16 protein-coding genes are annotated in these 22,592 nt (G+C 30.3%); 2 read left to right on the top strand and 14 right to left on the bottom strand.

What is annotated here, in order from left to right:
- Positions 1–124 precede the first annotated feature (124 nt).
- A complete protein-coding gene (locus C1X07_RS21955) occupies positions 125–3,259 on the top strand; it encodes a metallophosphoesterase (RefSeq protein WP_103072198.1) in 3,135 nt (1,044 codons plus the stop codon).
- 35 nt (positions 3,260–3,294) lie between these two features.
- Here C1X07_RS21955 and C1X07_RS21950 read toward each other — a convergent pair whose 3' ends face one another.
- The 5 genes from C1X07_RS21950 to C1X07_RS21930 form a co-directional block, all read right to left on the bottom strand.
- The gene (locus C1X07_RS21950; protein ID WP_103072197.1) at positions 3,295–4,560 is read right to left on the bottom strand and encodes an IS256 family transposase; all 1,266 of its coding nucleotides are present in this window, start codon (positions 4,558–4,560) and stop codon (positions 3,295–3,297) included.
- Positions 4,561–4,810: 250 nt separating this feature from the next.
- Positions 4,811–6,010 (bottom strand): sensor histidine kinase, encoded by a 1,200-nt coding sequence (locus C1X07_RS21945; protein ID WP_103072196.1) that lies wholly within the window; start codon positions 6,008–6,010, stop codon positions 4,811–4,813.
- Positions 6,011–6,500: 490 nt separating this feature from the next.
- Positions 6,501–7,127 carry a hypothetical protein gene (locus C1X07_RS21940; protein ID WP_103072195.1) on the bottom strand — a complete coding sequence of 209 codons (627 nt, stop codon included), beginning with the start codon at positions 7,125–7,127 and terminating at the stop codon, positions 6,501–6,503.
- 268 nt (positions 7,128–7,395) lie between these two features.
- A complete protein-coding gene (locus tag C1X07_RS21935) occupies positions 7,396–7,896 on the bottom strand; it encodes a GTP-binding protein (RefSeq protein WP_103072194.1) in 501 nt (166 codons plus the stop codon).
- Between the two features lie 120 nt (positions 7,897–8,016).
- Positions 8,017–8,475 (bottom strand): COG2426 family protein, encoded by a 459-nt coding sequence (locus C1X07_RS21930; RefSeq protein ID WP_103072193.1) that lies wholly within the window; start codon positions 8,473–8,475, stop codon positions 8,017–8,019.
- Positions 8,476–8,754: 279 nt separating this feature from the next.
- On the opposite strand from C1X07_RS21930, the gene C1X07_RS21925 reads away from it, so the two are divergent.
- Complete coding sequence (locus C1X07_RS21925) at positions 8,755–11,043, top strand: hybrid sensor histidine kinase/response regulator (RefSeq protein ID WP_164914228.1); 2,289 nt, start codon at positions 8,755–8,757, stop codon at positions 11,041–11,043.
- 45 nt (positions 11,044–11,088) lie between these two features.
- Here the strand turns inward: C1X07_RS21925 and C1X07_RS21920 are convergent, their stop codons facing one another.
- From C1X07_RS21920 to C1X07_RS21880, 9 genes are all read right to left on the bottom strand, one after another.
- On the bottom strand, positions 11,089–11,778 hold the full coding sequence (locus C1X07_RS21920; protein ID WP_103072191.1) for a potassium channel family protein: 690 nt from the start codon (positions 11,776–11,778) through the stop codon (positions 11,089–11,091).
- Between the two features lie 83 nt (positions 11,779–11,861).
- Positions 11,862–14,972, bottom strand: coding sequence for an efflux RND transporter permease subunit (locus C1X07_RS21915; RefSeq protein WP_103072190.1), 3,111 nt, complete (start codon positions 14,970–14,972; stop codon positions 11,862–11,864).
- Between the two features lie 24 nt (positions 14,973–14,996).
- The gene (locus C1X07_RS21910; protein ID WP_103072189.1) at positions 14,997–16,082 is read right to left on the bottom strand and encodes an efflux RND transporter periplasmic adaptor subunit; all 1,086 of its coding nucleotides are present in this window, start codon (positions 16,080–16,082) and stop codon (positions 14,997–14,999) included.
- A 151-nt stretch (positions 16,083–16,233) separates the two neighbouring features.
- Positions 16,234–18,576, bottom strand: coding sequence for a TolC family protein (locus C1X07_RS21905; RefSeq protein ID WP_103072188.1), 2,343 nt, complete (start codon positions 18,574–18,576; stop codon positions 16,234–16,236).
- 87 nt (positions 18,577–18,663) lie between these two features.
- Positions 18,664–19,083 (bottom strand): hypothetical protein, encoded by a 420-nt coding sequence (locus C1X07_RS21900; protein ID WP_103072187.1) that lies wholly within the window; start codon positions 19,081–19,083, stop codon positions 18,664–18,666.
- A 108-nt stretch (positions 19,084–19,191) separates the two neighbouring features.
- Positions 19,192–19,953, bottom strand: a complete 762-nt coding sequence (locus C1X07_RS21895) for a LytR/AlgR family response regulator transcription factor (protein WP_103072186.1) — start codon at positions 19,951–19,953, stop codon at positions 19,192–19,194.
- 5 nt (positions 19,954–19,958) lie between these two features.
- The gene (locus tag C1X07_RS21890; RefSeq protein WP_164914227.1) at positions 19,959–20,996 is read right to left on the bottom strand and encodes a sensor histidine kinase; all 1,038 of its coding nucleotides are present in this window, start codon (positions 20,994–20,996) and stop codon (positions 19,959–19,961) included.
- A gap of 151 nt (positions 20,997–21,147) precedes the next feature.
- Entirely contained in the window at positions 21,148–21,480 is a 333-nt protein-coding gene (locus C1X07_RS21885; protein ID WP_128755356.1) for a hypothetical protein, read from the bottom strand.
- 454 nt (positions 21,481–21,934) lie between these two features.
- A complete protein-coding gene (locus tag C1X07_RS21880; protein WP_103072183.1) occupies positions 21,935–22,588 on the bottom strand; it encodes a hypothetical protein in 654 nt (217 codons plus the stop codon).
- Positions 22,589–22,592: the final 4 nt, after the last annotated feature.

Below are 22,592 nucleotides of genomic sequence, written 5' to 3'. Positions count from 1 at the left end.
ATACTAATAATTCCCCACAACTATATAATCAGTCCACACGTTGAAAACTTGTTTATAAGGTTGGTCTTAAAATAATGGTAGGGAATTATGTTGTTATTATCTTTAAGATCTAAAAAACTAATCAATGATAAAAATAATACACCTTAGTGATATACATATAAATGATGATGATTTTGGATATAATCATAAAAGACTAATTGACTCTCTTTTGGAAGATATTTCTAATTATATTGATAAAAATTCAATATTAGTTTTTAGCGGAGATTTTTTAAATCAAGGAGGTAGAAACTTTACTTCTAAAGAACATTACAATACTATACTAGAGTTTTTAAATAAATTTACTTTTCTAAAGAATAAAATTTTTTTTGTTCCTGGTAATCATGAAATAGACAGATCAAAATTAGATAAATACACAGATTTTTCACTAAAAGAAAACCTATTAAATAAAAACAAAGATAAAGATAAAAGGTCTTCTGATTTATTGAATAACTTTTTAAAAGATTTCTATGATTCAAGCCCAGAACGTAAAATAAAAGGTCTAGAATCTTATAATGAATTTGCAAAGAAGTTTTATTCAGAATATGATCAATCACAAATAACAGGGATTGATAATTCTTTTGTTTTAGATTTAGATGGTACTTCAATTGGTATTTCTTGTTTAAATTCAAGTTGGTTGAGCTATGATGACAATGATGAAGGAAATATTGCGGTAGGAATAAAGCAAGTAGAACATTCACTTGAATTTATTGATGACTCAAAAATCAAAGTGTGTATTATTCATCACCCACTATCTTTTCTATCTCGTGAAGTTGAGCAATCGGAGATAGAAAAGAAAATTTATAAAAATTATGATATAATTTTAATTGGACACACTCATGAACAACAAACTGATTACGTTAATGGTCTATATGGAAAATATCTTTTATCAATAGGAAAATCATTAACCTCTGAAAATTCAAAATTACATGCTTACAAAAATGGTTATACCATAATAGAATATGAACACAATGAGAAAATAAAGTGTCACTTCAGAAAATACGATGATGATTCTTCAGGGTTTATCCCTTCTTTAGATAATGGAATAACTAATGGTGTATTTGAAGTAAATATATTAAATGAGATTCCTGTTAATATAACGCCAATCGAAACACCTCCGGCATTAAATGAAGATTTTGAAAACTCTTTTGTTCTTGATGCTGGGGCAAAATTTACTAATCGTTCAACAAAAGATATAAGGTTAAAAGATATTTATGTGTCGCCTTTTTTCGAAAGGTATGATGTTGTTGATCAAGAAGATAAAAGTAATAATGTTACACTTGGTTTTATTCATAAAAATATTATTAGCAATCACTTTAATAATATTATTCTATTTGGTGAAGAAAATTCAGGTAAAACAGCATTTTGTAAAATTACTTATGAAAAGATTTTAAAAGAGAGTGATTTATTCCCTGTATACATACCTGGAAAATTATTAAAAGAAACAAATATTGAAAGAGTTAGAAAATTAATTTTGAAAGAAGTTAATTCTCAATATGATAATTTTACTGAGAAAAGTAGTAATAGGGTGTATTTAATTTTTGATGATTTTAATGACTCAAAATTATCTTTTGAACTAAAAAAGAAACTCGTTAATTCTATCATTGATTTAGAATTTAAGTCATTAATTATTTGGGATGAATACTTAACCCTTAGTGAATTATTAGATGTTAAAAATTTAGATGTCAATATCTTTGAATTACTTCCTTTTGGAGCGTCTAAAAGATTTGAACTAATTAAAAAATGGAAAGATTTAACTTTAAATGATGATTTTGTTGATGAGAAAGATAAAGTAGATAATTACTATGCAGCTGAAAAAATAATTGATTCAATTATTGGAAAAAATTTAGTACCATCTTTACCGATATATATATTAATAATACTTCAATCCAATGAGCTTACCTCATCAACTAATCTTGAACAAAGTACTTTTGGATATTATTATGATGTATTAATTAAGTCTGCATTAGGTCAAAAAGTTAAAGAAAACAAAGAAATTGAAAAACTATATTCTTATTTATCTGAATTAGCCTATGAGTTATTTTTAAATAAAAGTAATCATATTAGTGAAGGAGGGTTTATTGATTTGCATAATAAATTTAAAGATAATTATGATGTGGAAATTAGTTTTGTCAAAACTGAACAAACGCTAATCGAAACTGAAATATTAAGAAAAGTAAATGATTTTTATAAGTTTAAGTATACATATATCTATTTTTATTTTATTGCTAAATATTTAGCAGATAATATTGAGGAAGAACATGTAATGAAACATATAAAAGATTTATCAAGTAAATTATATCAATCTCACTCTGCCAATATATATATGTTTTTATCTCATCATTCTAAATCTAAATTGGTTATCGATGAAATAATTAGTGTTACTAAAAACTTATTTACTGATTCAAATATTCTAAATTTTAACGAGGATATTAATGAGATTAACAACTTGATAAAAGAAAGATCAGAAAATCTAACACTAGATAGTACCGATCATGTAAAAAATAAAGAGGAGGAATTAAGTAATAGAGATGTTGTTGAAAGTTCTGTTATTAATGATGACTTGCATATTGAAACAGAAAGCAATAATGAAATCGACTACATATCACAAATTAATACATCTTATAAATCAATTGAGATTTTAGGACATATAGTTAAAAACAGATATGCCTCTTTAAGAAAAGAAGAAAAAATACATATAATTGAAAATGTTTATTTTTTATCCATAAAGACATTATCTTCAATGTTTAACGTGTTACTTGAGGGGGAAGAACACATTAAAAATGAAATAATAGAATTAATTGGAGAAGATACCACAATAACAGAAAATGAAAAGGAAACACTGGCTAAGAAAATTATGTTTAATATGCTTTATATGATATCATATTCAACAATAAAAAAAGTTTCATCATCTATCTCATCAAGAGATTTAAAAAATACATTCGATAATGTTAAATCTAAATATGATAAGAATAATATTATTAAATTAATAACTATTGCTAATAAATTTGATTACAATAAAGAGTTCCCTTTTGAGGAAACGAAGGAGTTAAAAAATGTTCTAAATAATAATATTTTACCTTTTTATGTGTTGAGGCGTCTGGGTTATAATTTTCTTAAATTTAAACCTTTAGAGGAAATTGAAAAACAAAAAATATCAGGACTTTTAGATATTTCTGTAAAAAGTCAAAGGCTAATTGAAGGTACGTCGAAAGTTAAATAGTTTTAACTATTTTTTTTTAATAGCGGATCTGTAAATTAAACTCTGTCTGTTGTTTCAATTCCTCTGGGGCTAGCCCCAGAGGAATTGGTGTTTAATATCAGAGGTATCCTCTCTCCAAATTTAATATAAAGTTGTTGGACTGTCAAACTCCAATTATGTAATGGTGAAGTCCATTTCTTTTCGATATTCTTTGTAGCCAAGTATACCAATTTTAGTAATGCCATGTCATTAGTAAAGGCTCCTTTTGTTTTAGTGACTTTACGGACTTGTCGATGGAATCCCTCAACAGTGTTAGTGGTATAGATGATCTTGCGAATGTGTTCGGTGTATTGGAAGTATTGTGATAACTGCTCCCAATTACGTTGCCAGCTTTCGATTACTACTGGGTATTTACTGCCCCATTTCTGTTCTAAATCCAATAATTGATCTTCTGCAACTTCTTTATTAGTTGCTCTATAGACCAGTTTTAAATCACGCATGAATTCTTTTTGATCTTTAGAGGCAATGTATTTAAGAGAATTACGTATTTGATGTACAATACAGAGCTGTACCTGTGCCTTTGGGAACACACTCAGTATTGCATCTGTAAAGCCCTTAAGATTATCGGTACAGGCAATCAAGATATCTTTCAGACCACGGTTGTTTAGATCAGTTAATACCTGTAACCAGAAGTTGGCTCCCTCGCTTTCTGATATGTACATGCCTAACACTTCCTTATAACCCTCTTTGTTGATGCCTAAAATATTGTAGAGTGCCTTATGAGTGATCTTTCCATCTACTTTCACCTTGTAATGCATCGCATCAAGCCATACGATACAATATAAAGGTTCTAGTGAGCGATTCTGCCATGCTTTTACATCAGGAATGATTCTATCTGTTATTTGGCTCAAAACAGTGTGAGAAATATCGGTATCATACATCTCTTTAATATGAGAAGAAATATCTCGATAACTCATCCCCAAACCATAGAGACCAATGATTTTATCTGAAAGATTATCTGCTAAAATAGTTTGACGCTTCTTAACAAGCTCTGGCTCGAAGCTACTATGACGGTCTTGAGGAGTATTAATATCAAAAGTACCAAAACCACTTTTTACAGTCTTTTTACCCTTGCCATTACGCTTGTTGCCTTTAGAACGTTCACTAGTGCCTAAATGATCATTCATCTCGGCTTCAAGAGCCTTCTCTATGAAGTTTTTTAGCATAGGTGCAAATGCACCATCTTTACCAAAAAGACTCTTGCCAGACATAAACTGGTCTAATGCCTTTTTCTCAAATTCTTTTTGTTCTTCTTTTGTCATGATTCTGTCTGAATAAAATTAATGATTAAAATTTAACTCAGACAGAGTTCAGTTTACAGCCTCTTAATAGCCATTTGTGACATAGATATCTAATAATATCCTACCAAAAGAAAACAAAATCTAGCACCGTGATTTCACCTTCCACTCTCCTACCCCTTTATTTATAGGGGTTTGTTACATATTGTATTGGGAAATAACCCATTAGCATATCGATATTAAAATATTCTTGTTTAACATTACTTAGATTAAGTTATTTACTTATGGTAAAGTAAAAAGAAGTTCCTTTGCCAACTTCACTATCTAACCATATTTTTCCTTTTAGCATCTGTAGTATCTTTTTAACTATCGACAACCCGATACCAGTAGATTTATGGGTCTTATTTAAGGATTCAAAGGCTTTAAATATCTTACTGAAATATTTTTTATCAATTCCAATCCCATTATCAGTTATGGTAAACTGGTGTTCACTTCCTAAATCAGTATAATTAATCATTATTACGCCAACCTCTTTATCATTATATTTTATTGCATTACTAATTAAATTTTTGAATACTTGTCCAATTTTTACTCTATCTGTGTAGAGTTCATCGGGCATATTTCCTACTTCTATACTTATATTTTTGGGAATATCAATGCTTTCAAAAATGCTCTTTACTAATGCTTGGGCGTTAATTACCTTTTTACTAATTAAACCTTGCTCAATACTAGAGTATTCTAATACATCATTTATAAGTATTTCCATATGCTCTAAAGAGAATTCTATTTGTTGTATGTTATTCAAGGAAGTTTTATCTAGTTTACTAATGTTATCCTCTTTAACCCATTCGATTAAGGTAGATATTTTTCTTAAAGGGGATTTTAAATCATGAGAAACAATGTGCGCATATTCTTCTAAACTTTTGTTTTTTTTCTTTAACTCATAATTAAGTTGTTTATATATTTTTTCATTTTCTATGCTTTTTTCTAATCTTAAAGCATTGTTTAATTGTTTTGCTATTACTCTAGAAACATTCATTAGAGTCAATAGATTATCATAGGTATAATAATTTTTTTCTTTATGCTCAGAATCAATAATTCCTATTACTTCACCATTTACAACTATTGGTATGGTTATTTCTGAATAATTAAACTCAATATCTTCAATATATCTTTCATCCTTTGAAGTATCATGAATCACCTCCGGAATTCCAGTTTTTGCTACGGTACCTACAATGCCATTACCTAATGGAATAATAAGTTTATTAATTATTTTTTTATTATCCACCTTGTTTCCATAAGCCGCAATTTGCTCCATTGACTTACCGTCTTCTCTAATCAGATATACCACACAATCCTCACATTGAAGGTAACCAACAAGATTAACTACAACCTCCCATGCTATATCGTAATAATTAGTTTTACCAAAAATATATTTTACAATAGTATTTATAACATGATTAGATTCAATCATGCTATCAGAATAAAGATCACCACACAAAGATCTATCTTTCAGTATCTTGTATGAATTTATTCTTATTTGATCTTCATTATCAATGATTCTATTTACAGTTTTTTCTTTAATAACAACAATTTGGTTTTTTGGATAAAGGTTTTGTTTAGTACAAATGGATTAACATTTTTGTAAACAGTATGTTCAAAATAAATTTATTTCTTACAATACTTTTATGCTTTTCGGTAGAGCTCCTACTTATACCGTTGAATGGTCGTTTAGTATCGATCAAAAAAAAAAGTGAAAATCTTACAGATCTTGAATCTTTTTCTTTTTAGACAATAGCTATCATAAAAAAATTGGGCTAATCCTATAAAAAAAGTCCTGAAAGCTTTCAGGACTTTTTTTGTATAACTTTTATGATTTTCAGATCAACAAAGTATAATTATTAAGAAGTTCTTTTCATATACTTTGACACTATCTTTATTCTGCAACTAGACTAATTTTTATCTCACTTGCTTCTTTGAAGTTCCTCATATATATTAATCGGTAAAAAATTATGTCTGTGCTCATTGCTTTCACCATTAGATGCAGTAAACAATTTCTGGAAATACTCCACAGCTCCAACAGAATAATTTATTTTTTCAATCCACTGATTAAAATATCTTTCTTGCGATTCTGTGTTTGCATATTCAAACACCTTAGCCTTTAATTCTTCCAAACTATTATTTAGAAAAACGGGGCGAGTTGGTAGTTTTTCAAATACACTTTTCGGGATGTCTAGAGAAGACTCTATCCAATCCAAATCGGAGTGATATTGTGCTATAAGGTTATTTTCTAAAGAATGATATATCTCATCTTCAAATATAATTCTAAGTGTACTTCTTTTTTCAATTAAATCTGCGACCTTAAATGTTAATGTCCTATTTACTCCTAAATGAAATTGACCATCATTATTGCTTTCTTCTAAAACAATTGTAAAAGGAATTCCGTTAAGGCTACTCACCGTAAATTCTTCATTACTAATAGATTCTATAGAAATCTGTTCATTTCGTTGGGCTTGCATTTGAATAAAAAAACCAAAAACTGCAAGTATCAATAAAGTTTTTTTTGTATTCCAAAAATTTGCTCTGCACATAATAAATAGGTTATTTGAGGGGTTAAAGTTATACTTTCGCAAGTAGTTTTCAAAGCACTAATCTTAATGATTTATTGTTATTCTTAAACCATACTAAAGGTAATATTATTTTATACTCATAATCAAAAGTTTAACAAATAAACATTTAACTAGTCCTTTTGCACTCTAACGATACAAGTTTACAAAAGGAATATAACAATTACTATACCAATCTACAGTTTGATCTAACATCTTTACTTTTAAACACTTTATATACAAACAATTACAACTACACATTAGATCTTAAGACTTTTTTCATGAAAAGATATTGTAAATGCATTTCTTTTTTACCTGCCTGTCTTCCTAAGCGACCAGAAAAGTATAATACAAACCAAGTAATAGCAAGAAAAAACATAGAAACAATAGGATAAATATACGATTCTTCGAAACGAATATTTACATACATCCATATTACAGCTCCTACAAATAGAATTGCTACTACAAAATGCAAAAACATAAAAAGTGTCCATACGGTAGGACTTGGACCAAAAAGTCCTTTGAGTTTAGGTTTGTCTTCTGCAACATCATAAATTTCTAAATGCAATTGCGGAGACCAAAAATGTTGTTCTTTTTTTGGAATACGTATAAAAACATGATGATCAACCCTACTTATTTTAAAATCCTTACAGGTGTCTCCTGCCTTTTCAAAGGCTTCGAGTGCTTTTTCCGCCGGTATATCTATATCTATAAAAAACCTGGGTCGTAAAACTATATCATTAGAGATTTCCATACCTACATTTGAATATCAATGTTAGTACGTTTTTAGATTTCTAAGAATGACGAATATCAGTATTTTAAAAAATTATATTCCTTATATGTCATTTTAGAGCACCAGAAAGAATAATAATTCCTAGCTAATCCCTTTCATGGTAAGTAATGTAGTAGTCCACACAATAACAGAAGAAAAGAAAATTCCTAATGTATTAGCTAAAAAGGCTTTTCTTTTTTTTATTTTAAATAAATATGTTGCAATACTTCCTGCATAAACTCCCGTTCCTGGAAGAGGTATCATTACAAAAAACAGAAGCCCCCAAAAACCATATTTCTTAATTTTATTTCCTGAGCCAACCTTTGCTTTTCGGGCAACATATATTGCAGATTTCTTATAAAAATTCCATCTTAGTAAATAGTTATTTATTTTTTCTAAAAAAAACATCATTATTGGAAAGACTAGTACATTTGCTAAAAAACATACCGCAAATACTAAATAGATGTTTACTCCATTAAACATCCCGTAGGGAATCCCAACCTTTGCTTCTCCAAAAGGAGAAATACTCCATAATATGGCTATAATTATATCCTGAATCACAAATTTCCTTTCTTAATATTGGCAAAGTTAATGTTCTTAATGATTTGGTTCATAATTTTTATTCATAAAAAACAATTAAATTACCCTATAAACGCTTTAATTCTATTTTTATTAAATTAGAGCTCTAACAAATGTTTGAATTCTATGCCCCAAGATTTAAAAATATGTTTGTGCTTGCTATTTTTTTGTTTTTCACTTTCCCTTATTGCAAATGTGCATATTACCCCCAAACCTCCTAGTAAACTACACATAACAGATTTATCAAACCGCGAATTATCAATGTTATCGCATTATTATTCTCCCTTTTATTTTGATCACTACAAAATCAAAGTAGAAGTCGAATTAAAGAAACTAGAATATTCGTCGACAAAAAACACTTCAAATTACTTTGATTATCAAAAATTTAAGTTTTTTCTTTTTTCAAGAACAAGACAAAATGACTCTGCACAATACTATATTGGAAAAATAGATAGTCTTATTACGAATGAAGAAATATCTATTGAACGTAAGATTTCATATTTAACCGCAAAAGGCATTTATTATGATCATAAAGATCAAATAAGTAGGTCGGTACAAAGTTTTATCCAAGCGTTGGAGTATGCAAAAAAAAATAATCTAGTTGAAAATACTCAAATTCTTGATAATCATTTATTATATATTTTAACGTATAGATTTCCGAAAAACAATTTTTGGAAATCCAAAATTGAAAAACTAAGTAAGGAGCTATCCAAAAATGAAATTCTATTCGTCAATTATGATACAACCAAATCTTATGAAGAATATACAAAATTCGATTTTATTGATGGACTCATAAATGCTTATGAAATTATATCTCCCGTAAAAAAAGAGGCATATTTTATTAGATATAATTACAACGATATTAAAAGTTGTGTAGAAATAAATGATTACCTGGGAGCAAAAGACTCTTTTAAAGAAATATTCGATTTCTATTCAAATAAGCTTATCAAACCTTACCTATACTATAGTTTGTTACTAAAATATGTTGATGTCTTGTATAATATTGGGGAATATAAAAAGGGATGCCAAATTGTGAACAATATCTACCTTCAATTAGGAACAGATGCAATCTACGACACCTTTGACTATGAGACCTTTTTTGAATTAGCAATACGTTGTAACTTAAAACAAGAAAGCTATAAAGATGCTTATTTTTACAAAAATGAGCAGTTTAACTATTACTCTAATAGAAATTTAGATAACAAACGGGTTTATGATATTCTAAAAGAATATTTGGAGTCAGAGCTCAAAATAAAGGCTGATTTAAAATCTAAAAAACTAAAAGCCAATATTATTACGGCTACCTTCGTCTCTATTTCTTTTTTTGTAGCTCTTATATCACTGTTTTTTAACAAGATAAAAATCAACCGTATCTTAAAAAGAACAAATAGCAAATTGATTATTGCTAAAAATCAAGCTGAAAAAATAGCGCAGGACAAATCTAATTTTTTATCTACAATAACTCATGAGTTAAGGACTCCTTTATATTCTATAACTGGTATTTCTAATCTTTTATTACAAAATGACTTAAAACCAGAAAACAAAGCATTCGTCGACTCGCTAAATACATCTGCAAACTATTTATTAAACTTTATCAATAATATTTTAAGTTTTAATTCTGCAGAAACAAATATAGTTGAAACTAATGAAGTTGAATTTAAGTTTAACGATGTTATAGAAAATGTAAAGAGCTCAATAGCCTATTATGCAAATAACAACAATAATAATACAGTTGATTTTAATATTGATCACAGGCTAACAAAACATTTTAAAGGTGATTGTATTAAAATCTCTCAAATACTTATCAACCTACTAAGTAATTCTATAAAATTTACCCAAAATGGGAATGTTACATTAGAAGTAAAATTACTTGAAGAACATGAAAACACTGCAAAAGTTTATTTTGAAGTCAAAGACAATGGTGTAGGCATATCTGATAAGATGAAGGAAAAAATATTTCAACCATTCTCCAATGAACTAAATGGTAAATTTGTAGGCACTGGCTTTGGTCTTTTTCTAGTCAAAAACCTGATTAGAGTTTTGGGTAGTGAAATTTTTTACAAAAGCGAATACGGTTGTGGAACTCGATTTTGGTTTACACTTGTACTCAATAAAACCCAAGAACAATCTAAGCCCAAAATATCAAAAGAAGAAATAGAAAATGTATTAGTTGGGCGAAAGGTTCTTTTAGCAGAAGACAATAAATTAAATCAACTAATAACTAAAAAAATCGTTGAAAAAAGGTGTCTATTATGTGATGTAACTTCTGATGGAATTGAGGTAGTATCTAAATACAAAGAAAACGATTATGATATTATTTTGATGGATTTAATGATGCCAAACATGGATGGTTTTGAAGCCACCAAACAGATTCGGGCTTTTGATAAAGATGTAATTATTTTGGGGCTTTCAGCGGCGACTTTTTTTGAGGTTAACGATAAAATAAAGGATGCAGGAATGAATGGACTAATTCAAAAACCATATGTTTCAGAAGATTTATATCAGATACTGGTTAACGAAATAAAAAAGAGAAACAATTCTATGATTTGATACCTTACTATAGTATTGGATTATCTTAAAGAAACAGATGTTTTTTTAATTGCTTTTCGAGTTCCTATGATGTTGTAGCTGATTAAGATACTTCCCAACAATGATTGCTGTTATAATCACCAGATAAAACTGCCCCATTAGTCCTATAAGTATCGAAGCTTTTTTTGCCAAAGCTGTTACAGGAATTATATCACCATATCCAATCGTCAAAATAGTAATATAACTAAAATACATAAGTTCTTCTGTTAAAGTTTCAGAATTAGATGTATTTAATAACATACCAGAGAATGAACCATGATCTGTCATTTCGATACTCAAACAAATAAAAAAACCTATAAGCCCCAAAGAAATGTAACCACTTATCAACCCAAAAATCACATTCTTATTAACTATCTCTGCCCTCCATACCTGTTTTACAATTTCAAAAGTAACCACAACATAATACGCAAAATAAATAATCAACTTCACAAAATTAAAAAACCTGTTATTTCTTGTATCTAATAAGCTAGAGCCAAAAACAACACCTGCTATGACTAGTAAAATAATAAAAAACAACATTACCATCTTGTTTTTGGATAGCAGAAGTATTCCAGCCATTAAGTTAATTTGAAACAAAATAGGAGATATTACATTTTCAAAAAGTATTGTCGGAAAAACTAGAGAACCAAAAAGAATAGTTACTTGACTAAAAAAGAAAATTTCAAAACGATACGGAAATAACTTCTCTATTAACATACTTTATAAATATTTTTAACTTCTATTTCTTTTTTAGTCAAACAACGTTCTTTTCACACAGCCAAAATAAGGATACCCTATATCTATTTTAACAGTTCTTCATTAAAGGTATATTCTTTATAATCAATCTTATATAATACACTATAAAATGCAGGAATAAATACTAGTGTAATTACTGTACCGAATAATAATCCAATCATAATAGTTACCGCCATTGGTTCCCACATTTCTCCTCCTCCAAGATACAATGGAATTAACCCTAACACTGTAGTAAATGTTGCCAACAAAATAGGTCTAAAACGTTGTAAACAGGCGGCAATAATTGCGTCTTGTGGGTTACGTTGTAACTCATTTTCTTCAATCTCTATTCGGTCAATTAATACAATTGCATTATTAATTACGATTCCGGCAAGAGAAATTATCCCCAAAAATGCCATAAATCCAAACGGAACCCTAAACAACAATAAGCCTATAACCATACCTATAACCCCCAAAGGAATTGTACTTACTATCATTGTCATTTTTCTAAAAGAATTAAACTGAATGATCAATAGCATTATTATAATAAATCCAGAAAGCGGTAAATAATTAGCCACGGCACCCATGTTTTCGGCACTATTCTCTGCATCACCTCCCAATTGGTATGTATAGTCTTCACCCCATTCTAATTCTTGTTCTTTGAGCCATGGAGTAATAGATTTCATAATTTCTGAAGCATTTCCGTCTTCTGTCAATTCACTAGAGATATTGATTGTTCTAGTTAAATCCAAGCGTTTAATTTTTGAATACTGCCATTGTGGTACAATACTAGCTACTTGCAAGAGAGGAACACTTTTACCAGAATTTTGACCATAAATATTTAGTGTTTCCAAAGAAGCTAGTGATTGTTGTTTTCCTTGGTTACTAGTCATAATGATAGGAATAGACTTATCATTTTCTCTAAACTCCCCTGCTTGAAAACCATCCAGTACTGTCTGTAGAGAAATGGCAACATCTTGATTAGTAATCCCAGCAGACTGTGCTTTGTTTTGATCAATATCAATAACAAACTTCTTTCCTTTTGGTCCCCAATCATCTTTGATATTTTTGGTTCCTTGACTACTAAATAATTTTGCTTTTATTTCTTCGGAAATACTTGCCAACTTATCTGGATTATCACCAGAGACCTTTATTTCAATTGGAGTTCCTCCTCCTCCTGATCCCAAAAATCCAATCTTTATATCTGCATTAGGAAAGGTATTAAAACAAAAAGTATCTAATTGTTTTACCATATCTGCATTAACAACAAAGGATGAGGTATTTACCAAAATATGTGCATAATTAGAATTAGGTTCATCTGCATTATAACCTAAATCATAAGATGATGGTCCTTCACCTATATAAGATGACCAATCTACAATACCATCAGGTTTTTCTGAAGTTACTTTTAGGTTACTCTTGATATATTCTTCTATTGCTAGTACTGTACTTGTTGTACTCTCTATTTTTGTTCCCTGGGGTAAATTTATATCAATCGTAATCATATTACGATCACTATCAGGGAAAAATACAAATGCTAATTTTGTAAAACCAAATATTGATAGGAGAAACAAAGCTACAATACTAACCAGTACCATTTTCTTCCACGATAACGCCCACATAATAAGATCTTTATACCTCTTTTTCAATTCATTAATCATTCGATCCAAAAACCCTATTTTTCCGTCTTCTCTCTTTTTAATTTTAAGAAAGAATACACAAAACAATGTAATGATACTTAAGGAAATTAACCAGGAAGACAATAAAGCAATAGTTATAACCACAAAAATAGGTCCCATAATATCACCCATTACAGATTCTGCCATAAAAAATGCCAGAAAAGCTGCTGATGTTGTTAGGGTAGATATTAATAAAGGCATAAACAATTCTGCACAAGAATCTATAGCTGCTTTCTTTACATCTATTCCTTCCTCCATTTTTACCATAATAGATTCTGCAACGACTATTGCATTATCTACCATCATTCCTAGAGCCATAATTAGGGCTGCTAATGTAATTTGATTTAATCCAACATCAATAAGCCCCATTACCATTAATGTGGTGATCGTTACAATAGGAATTAAACTGGCAATCACCATTCCTGTTCTAAAACCTAAGAAAATTAGCATTACGGCTAGTACGATTGCTATGGATTGCATTAGATTGCCCAAAAAATCACTAATCTTAAGGTCAATATATTGATCTATAGATGCTAATCGACTTACTTCTAGCCCTACAGGAAGTTTTTCTTTCCATTTAGCCAGCAGCACATCTATTTCTTCTCCTAATTTGATAATATTTCTTCCTTCTTTTAAAGAGATGTGAAGAGAAATAGCTTCTTTTCCATTAACACGTACTTTTTGTTTTGGTGGGTTAATATACCCTTTTTCGATAGTTGTAATATCTCCAAGAAAAACTACTTGCCCGTTTTGACCTATAGGGATCAACATGTTTTTAATATCAGAAACATCATTAAAATTACCTGTAGGTTCTAATATAATACGTTCTTCTTCTATATTAACTTCACCACCAGAATTTAAAATATTTGTACTTGCAATAATTCCTTGTAGGCTACTGGAAGTCAGCCCATATGCTTTAAGTTTAGCGTTATCAAATTTTACAAAGACCCTTTCCTCCTGCGCACCATTGATTTCTACCTTGGCTGCGTCTTCTAATTTAATAAGATCATCTCTAAGGTCATCTGCCTTTTCTTTCATTTCGGCATAAGAGTACCCATCACTGGTTATTCCTACTGCTATCCCGAATACTTCTCCAATACCATCATCATTAAGTTGCGGATGAACATTACTAGGTAACCCATTAATGGCGTTCAACTTTCGACGTAGTCTATCCCATACAGATTGTAATTTTTCTGGGGTTACATCCATTTTGAGCTCTACATTGACTACTGATAAGCCTGTACGCGAAGTACTCTTTACATTTTTGAGTTCTGGAAGTTCTTGCGCTACTTTTTCGATTTTATCAGTTACTAATTCTTCAACTCGTTCTGGACTTGCGCCTGGAAACGAAGAAACGATCGAAGCAATACGTACTGTATATGGTGGCATACTATCTCGAGAAAGAGATGCGTAAAAAACCATTCCCATAATCATTACAACTCCAAGAATACTTAACGCTACTCTGTTTTTCTCTATAGAAAATTTAGCAAAATTCATATCTTATTCTTTTGATAATGATTATTATAGTTTCACTTTTTGACCATCTAATAAGGTCTGTAATCCTGCCGTAGCTATCTTTTGTCCTTCTACAAGTCCACTCTTTATCTTAAAACCTCCTGTGGTCAGCTCTCCAATTTCTATACGCTGTTTTTTTACGATTCCTATTGACTCATCTTTAGATTCTATAAGAAATACAAAATTACCATCACCATCTTCTCCTACTGATTTTACGGGAACAACCAATGCCGTTTCTGTAGTAGTTTCTACTTCTCCAAAATCAAAAGTCACATTTGCAGTCATTCCGGGTTTGATATCTTCGGTTACATCGAGGATATCAACTTTTACTGGATACGTAGCAGATCCTTCATCTACGATAGGTGAAATCTCAATAACACTTCCTTTAAAAGTTTGATCGGTTAATGCCGAAAAAGAAATCTTGGGATGCATTCCCAAATGCACTTTATTGATTACATTTTCTGGTAATCCAACGATAATATTTGTTTGGTCTCCTGCATTAAGCACAGCTATTACCTGACCAGCACTTACATTTTCATTAAGCTGACTATTCTTTGCGGCAATAACACCATCTTTTGGAGCCTTGATATATCCGTAACTAATCTGAGATTGCTGTATACTCTTATTGCGCTTTGCAGATTCATATTGATCCAATGCATTTTGATAAGCATTTTTTGCAGATTCGTAATCACTTAAAGAGTTACTCCCTTTTTCGTATAGAGATTTCATGCGATTCAAACTAGACTTAGCAGTATTCATAGCAGATTGAGCACTATTTAGCGCAGAAATTGACTGCTCATATGCCAGGTTGGCTTGCACATTATCCAACTTGGCAATAAGGTCACCCTGACTAACCTTTTGTCCAACTTTAATATCAAGTTTTGTAATAATCCCATTACTTCTAAAACTTAATTCAATTTCATCTCCTGCTTTTGCTGTACCACTAAAAGTTCTAATTTTTTGAGCATCAATATTACCTACCACTTGATATTGTACAGGTCGCAGTATTTCTTTTTTTAATACTTCTTTATCTTTACAGGCATTTAACACCAAAGATGCTAATACAGGAATTATATATTTTGTGAGTTTCATTGCGGTTAGTTTGTTTTTAGTTTTATATCATTATGTCTATTAAGTAGAAAAACATGATTCCCTGCTACCTTGACATTTATTTTATCTCCTGATTGTCATTAGACACTAATAGTTAGATGCAGGAGTACTATTTCTCTTTGTATATTTGATTTTAATTTTCACTAAGAATATATTCATTAGCTCTTCTAATAAATTCTTGATTACTTTCTTCTGTATTCACTAAAAAGAAGTATCCTATTGCTCGCTCTAATTGTATAGAGGTAAGCAAATAATTATAACTGGCAGTAGCACTAGCCAACTGCGTTTGTAAATAATTAGTTTGTGCATCTATTAACTGAATCAATGGTACTGCTCCTTGTGCATACGCATTTTGTGTTAAATCGAGACTCTCTTTTGCCGCCTCTTCTGATACTTTTGATATCTCAATATTGGCAATCTGATTGATGATATCTAACAAAAGATCGTTCACATTTTTTTCGATATTTAGTTCTACATTATCCTTCTGAATCATTAACTGATCTTCCTGTATTTTTGCGGTTTGCCTATTTATGTTTCTTTGATTTTTCTGAAAAATAGGAAGTGACAAATTAAGCCCAACATTGTACGACCCATCAGGTGGGTTTGGAAAACCAATTGGTACAGTAGTCCCCTTACCCGATTCTGAGAACGTAAGGTTATATTTGCCTTGCAAAGCCACAGTCGGTATTAATCTTCCTAAATGATTAAGCCTATAGTTTCTTTGGGTCGCTTCTACGTTATACCCAATATTTTTTAACTCAGGAGCATTTTTCTTCGCTTCTTCCACCAAGAATCCTATCAATGATGGTCTAAGTTTAGGATCATCAAGAATTTGTAGAAACTCTTCATATTTATAGTTTTTAAAAATCCCCTTTGATATTTCGGCATCTTCAATGTCTATCTCGGTAGCTATATCATTATTCATTAGCTGATTAATGGTATTAAAAGCCTGAAGCATTTGATTATCTGCATCAATCAAACTTTGGGTATTTTGAGCCAACTGACTTTTAAAACGTAACACATCTGATTTTCCAGATTCTCCGGCTTCAAAATTCTGATCTGCGATTTGTAGGTTTTTTTTAGTTACTTGCAGGTTTTGATTTTGAATTTCTACATTAGTCTTTAATATCAATGCATTAAAATATGCCACTGATGCATTTAGAATCGCATCCAATTCTGCTGCATTATAATTTTCTTGTTCTGCCTTTTGTAAATTTTCTTTGATCGTAATATTGGCTCCAGCACTTTCTGAATATATAACCTGTTCTAAAGCAACATTCCCTGATGTCGAAAACTCCGGATTAGATCCATTAGAGATCTCTGCCACTTTAGGATCAATATATACTGCTGTTGCATTAGCAGTAAGATCCGGTAGGTAGTTACTCTTGGCTGTTTTTACATCTTGACCACTTAATTCTACATTTTTACGTTCTGAATGAAGCGAGAGGTTTTTTTCTACTACTCCATTAATAATATCCAAAATAGAATACGAGATATTGGATTTTACATCATTTTCTCCACTAATAAAATCGGCTTTACCCAGCATACTATACCGTATTGGGAACCCAATTTGTCTTGCAGTATTAAAGTTAATGGAGAGCTTATTTTTATACTCCACATACATAGGTAACTCTGAAGGATTTGTTCCTCCTACTATGGCTTCTACATTAAGTGCAATACGCCTAAAAAACTGATCAATATTAGTCTCTGGCTGGTTAGATGCCAATATTCCTTTTTCGACATCTTCTTTGCTATAAGCAGAAAAAGAAGGTAGTTTTTTAGAGTTTATTGTATTAACCAAAGACGAAAACTCTTCTTTATCTAAGTAAAACCCTGCCGCCAGATAGACAGCATCTATATCATCTAACTCGGTATTCAAATTTCCATCATCTTGGAGTGAAATTAGCTTGTATGTAGCTTCTTTCTTAGAGAAGTAATCATCAAATAATTTCTTAACTGGTAACATGTCGGGTATAAAATCATCGACTATAATTCCTATTTTTTTATAATCATAAATAGTTTCAAAAGCCTCTAGATCGCTTGTGTAAGAAAATGGTGTAATAATATATGTAATATTATTTATTCCTGATGTTTGTTTCCCTTTGGGAAGATCATAGAAATCACCATTTACAGAACCAAATATGATTGTCGGTTTGGGATATACTTTTTCTTGATACAAGGCTACGGTATTGATGACTCCAAAAGCCAAAATGATATCAACATCAGCATTAACAAGAGTCTGATAATTAGATTTTGCCTTGACAACATCAATATTATTTTCTAATACTTCTTTAAAGACAATGATCGCATCCTGCCCAACAACGGATTTAACTTCATTTTGAAGTTTAGTCAATAAGGGTTGTGTTTCTTTTGAAGATTTATCAGCAAGAATACCGATTGTAACTGTTTTTGAGACTTGGGAATAGCCTAGCACGTTAATGAAAACAAGTAGTAATACTAGTTTTATATTTCTCATATACTAAAATAATATGTGTGATACTAAAAATTAAATGTTTTAAATATTTGATCAGCGGGTACTAAGTAAAGATTCTATTTAAGAAATTTAGTTATTCTTGTCCCACCCTTTCCTATTATAAACACTGGTAATAATTTTACCAAAACTTTCTTTATGTATTTGGTATTGTTCTTTGGTTAAAATCTCTTTTACCTCATCATTTAATTGAATGACCATTGCATCGAGTTTAGTTTTTTTCTCTGCTTCGGTATATCCTTTATTCCTATCCCCAATGCGGCCCATCTTATTGGTATAATATAATATTATTCCATAATAATCATCTCTCAAATCTTCTGAGAGCTTCATCTTATCTACCTGCTCATTAAAGAAAAATTGCAAATTATCCTTTTCTCCTGATGTAAAGATTTCTACTTTATTCTTTTGTCTTTCTAATAGTTTTTCTTCGTGTGTTTGTCCAAATGTTGTTACAAAGATTAATAATAAAAAGCTCGTTACTGTAATTCTCATGGTTAGTGTTTTAGTGGTTGGACTTTATCTCAAAGAGATTATAGCCGGTTTAATATATTGTGAGTTAAAATTTATTTGCTTTATTTTTATTCAATGTATTTAGAAAAATCATGAGTTCACCCATTTCTTAAACTCTGATGATTTGGCCTTACTTACTACCATTCTTTCTTTTGATGGCGGATTAACATTTACGATTAACTTACCATTAAAATAGTGCTTAATATTTACAATTGCATTTCTTTCTACAATAAACTGCCTATTGATCCTATGAAAGCGTTCAGGGTTTAATTCATTTTCAACATCTTCTAACTTCTTATCAATACTATATGACTTATTGTGTATGGTTACTGCTTTTACAATCCCAGTTTCTATATAAAAATAAGAAATATCTTCAGTTTTGATGGGTATCAATTCATCTCTTTGATGTACCAAATAGGTAGTCTTGTAGGATTTGGTTTTTGTTTGAAGCAATTGTAACATCCCACTCATTTGAGCATTTATTCCTTTGTCATCCTCAGATTTGCTTCTAAACTTCAGTATTGCTTCTTCTAATTCATCTTCGTTTATTGGTTTTAACAAATAATCTATACTGTTAACCTTAAAAGCTTTAATCGCATACTGATCGTAGGCTGTCGTAAAAACGATTGGAGTTTTGATATCAACTTCTTCAAAAATTTCAAAAGAAATACCATCAGCCAGATGTATATCCATAAAAATCAATTCAGCCATATTAGGGGTAGAAAAATACATAATAGCAGATTTTACAGAATCTAGCACTGTAAGGATTTCTATATCGGGATTAATGGCTTTCAACAAAAACGTAAGGTTATCACTTGCTGCAATCTCATCTTCTACTATTACTACTTTCATATCTATTAACTTATAGGTAGTTTTACTCTAAAAACATTATCAGCATTACTGATACTGATATGTTCCTTTTTTAACAAAAAATATCTTTTGTCCAGATTCATTAATCCATTACCTGTACTATCTACAAAAGAGGTTCTGGGTCTGATTCTATTTTCGACATAAATAAAACCGTCTTTTACATACACCAAGACATGCAATGGGTTGCTTTTAGAAATTTCATTATGCTTTACAGCATTCTCGACTAACAGTTGCAATGCCAATGGTGGAATTTCTTTTTCTAGGTATTTTTCGTCTATAGAAACATCAATTGTGAATCTATCTCTATATCTAGTTTTTACCAAGTGGATATAACTTTCTAAAAACTTAAGTTCTTCTTTTAGAGAAACTAAATCTCTATCACCACTTTGTAAAATATAACGATACATAAATGATAATTTATGTACAAAAGTAGTCGCTTCTTTATTATCTCTTACAATGGAGTTTAAAGAATTAAGTGAGTTAAAAAGAAAATGAGGGTTAATTTGATTTTTTAAAGCTGTTAATTCTTTTTGAAGATTCTGTTGTTTTAATCTCTCATTTTCCAAAAGATCCTTTTGATGCACAATTTGATAACTCAAAATCCGAGCTATAAAAACGGCAATTAGTAGTACCACCAGATATACAAAATAAATTAACCCTTTCTCGGGCTCTGAGATAGATTCTTTTACAAATAAGGGATATACTATAGTAAACAACTCAACTACTCCCAGATAGACAATACTATTAAGTAATGTAGTAATGCTACTTCTGACTATAGTAGAATACTTGCGATATATATTCTTCCAGTTGGTATTTAACTGAAGTATTATAAACGAAAATATAAACAGAAAAAAAGCACGTAGTATAATGTCTTTTATAGATACCTCTGAAAAAGATTCTATTAGCTTATCTGTTACATTAAACAAAGACAGTGTTCTCGGAAGATTAGTTAGTACAGAGATTAGCAATGCTATCTTTACTATTACGGTATGTTTAATGTGTTGAAAGTCTAATATAGATAGCAAAACTATAGATTTATGATTTTTAAATTTACACAAAAATAAGCTTAAAGAATATTCTAATCTACCAAACATAATATTTAGTTTTCATTATTAAAAAAAGAAGTCTCCGTATGGGAATTGGAGACTTCTTCAAACGAAGTAAAGGTCTGGGGTATTAACTACTATATTTATTAAAACCTTTGGGCATATATGACTTTACTTCAACATCTAACACTATCTCTTCTTCTTCTTCAATATCAACAATATCGTTTGGTTCTATTATTTCTTCTTTCTTTACAGAAAAAGTATTTTCAAAACTGATTTCATTACCGGACTCATTGCTATATAGAAACTCACATATCTCTCTGTCCAACTCCTGCTCTAGAATGGTAAGCTTTTGATTACGCTCATTAAAGGATTCAAAACTATCTCCCTTTTCTTTTTTTGTCTCTAATACAATTATACCTCCTGTAAACATTGTTACTAAAACTAAACTTGTTACTTTCATGTTGCTTATTGTTTTTTGTTGTTTTATTACTTGTTTCTTGTACAAATTTAGCGCTATGCCCTAGTGTTTTTTGTGGTTTTCTGTGTGAAGCGGCTATATTAATAAGTGAAACGACCTGTAAGGAATATGAACTTTTAATTCTTCTTTTTTTTAATGAACGATTTCATTTTTGATAACTCGACACTTCCCATAATACTCCTATCCTGAAGCTCGTCTTGGTCTGAAATAGGTTGGTACAAATTGTATTAAAATGAAAAGATATTTAAGAATAATAAGTAGATGTAGTAAAACTTACCCGAGACTGTTCAATTAAGTGTGTCAAGTATATACATTTAGTTTAACGAGATAGCGTCTACACACTTCTTCTTTTAGTGCATACAAAAAAACTGCCGCGACACTGTTTCAATGTCTGCGGCAGTCAAATCAAAAAAACCTAATTATGAAAAATTGTTTACTACAACAATGCTTTTGTTACTTTCTTAGAAAAATCTTTGGATGTTACTCCCAGATTTTCGGGGTTATCTACGACTGTTGTAATCACAGATAGTAGTTCTTTATCTTCAGATTGAGTTAGATCATATACTACGGTTTCCAAGATATATTTTTTACCAAGTGATGTTACTGTTGTTATAGGATCTGCTTCGGTAAAAACTGTTCCGTAGTATCTATAGAATCCGCCATAATATCCAAACCTGTAGAACGAAGGATATGTTGTCATTTGATACGTTGTTCCTGTAGTAATCGTTTCTGTATACTCCTGTGTATCTCTTAATACGGTCATTATTACTACATCTACTCCTTTATTTTTCAATTCTTTCTTTATCTCTTCTACCTGATCATAACTTTGCTCCTTTGTAGGTATTACCCCCGGAAAAATCTCAATACTCTCTACAGATTTGTATCCATTCTCATTTAGCCTTGATACCATATCTTTTTCAAATCTTGTTCTGATTACCTGATTATCTGTTTTACTTACTACCATAATATTCTTTTGTTTTATGTCTTCAGTGTTTACTGCTTTCCATGAATCTGTAACTTTTACAGCAGAACAACTTACTAAGAGTGTCATTCCTAACATGGTTCCTACTATTTTATGAATTGTTTTCATGACT

The organism is Aquimarina sediminis (genome assembly GCF_002895435.1).
GTDB classification, from domain to species: domain Bacteria; phylum Bacteroidota; class Bacteroidia; order Flavobacteriales; family Flavobacteriaceae; genus Aquimarina; species Aquimarina sediminis.
Note: the sequence above shows the minus strand (reverse complement) of the source record. Positions and strands in the feature narration are given on the sequence as shown.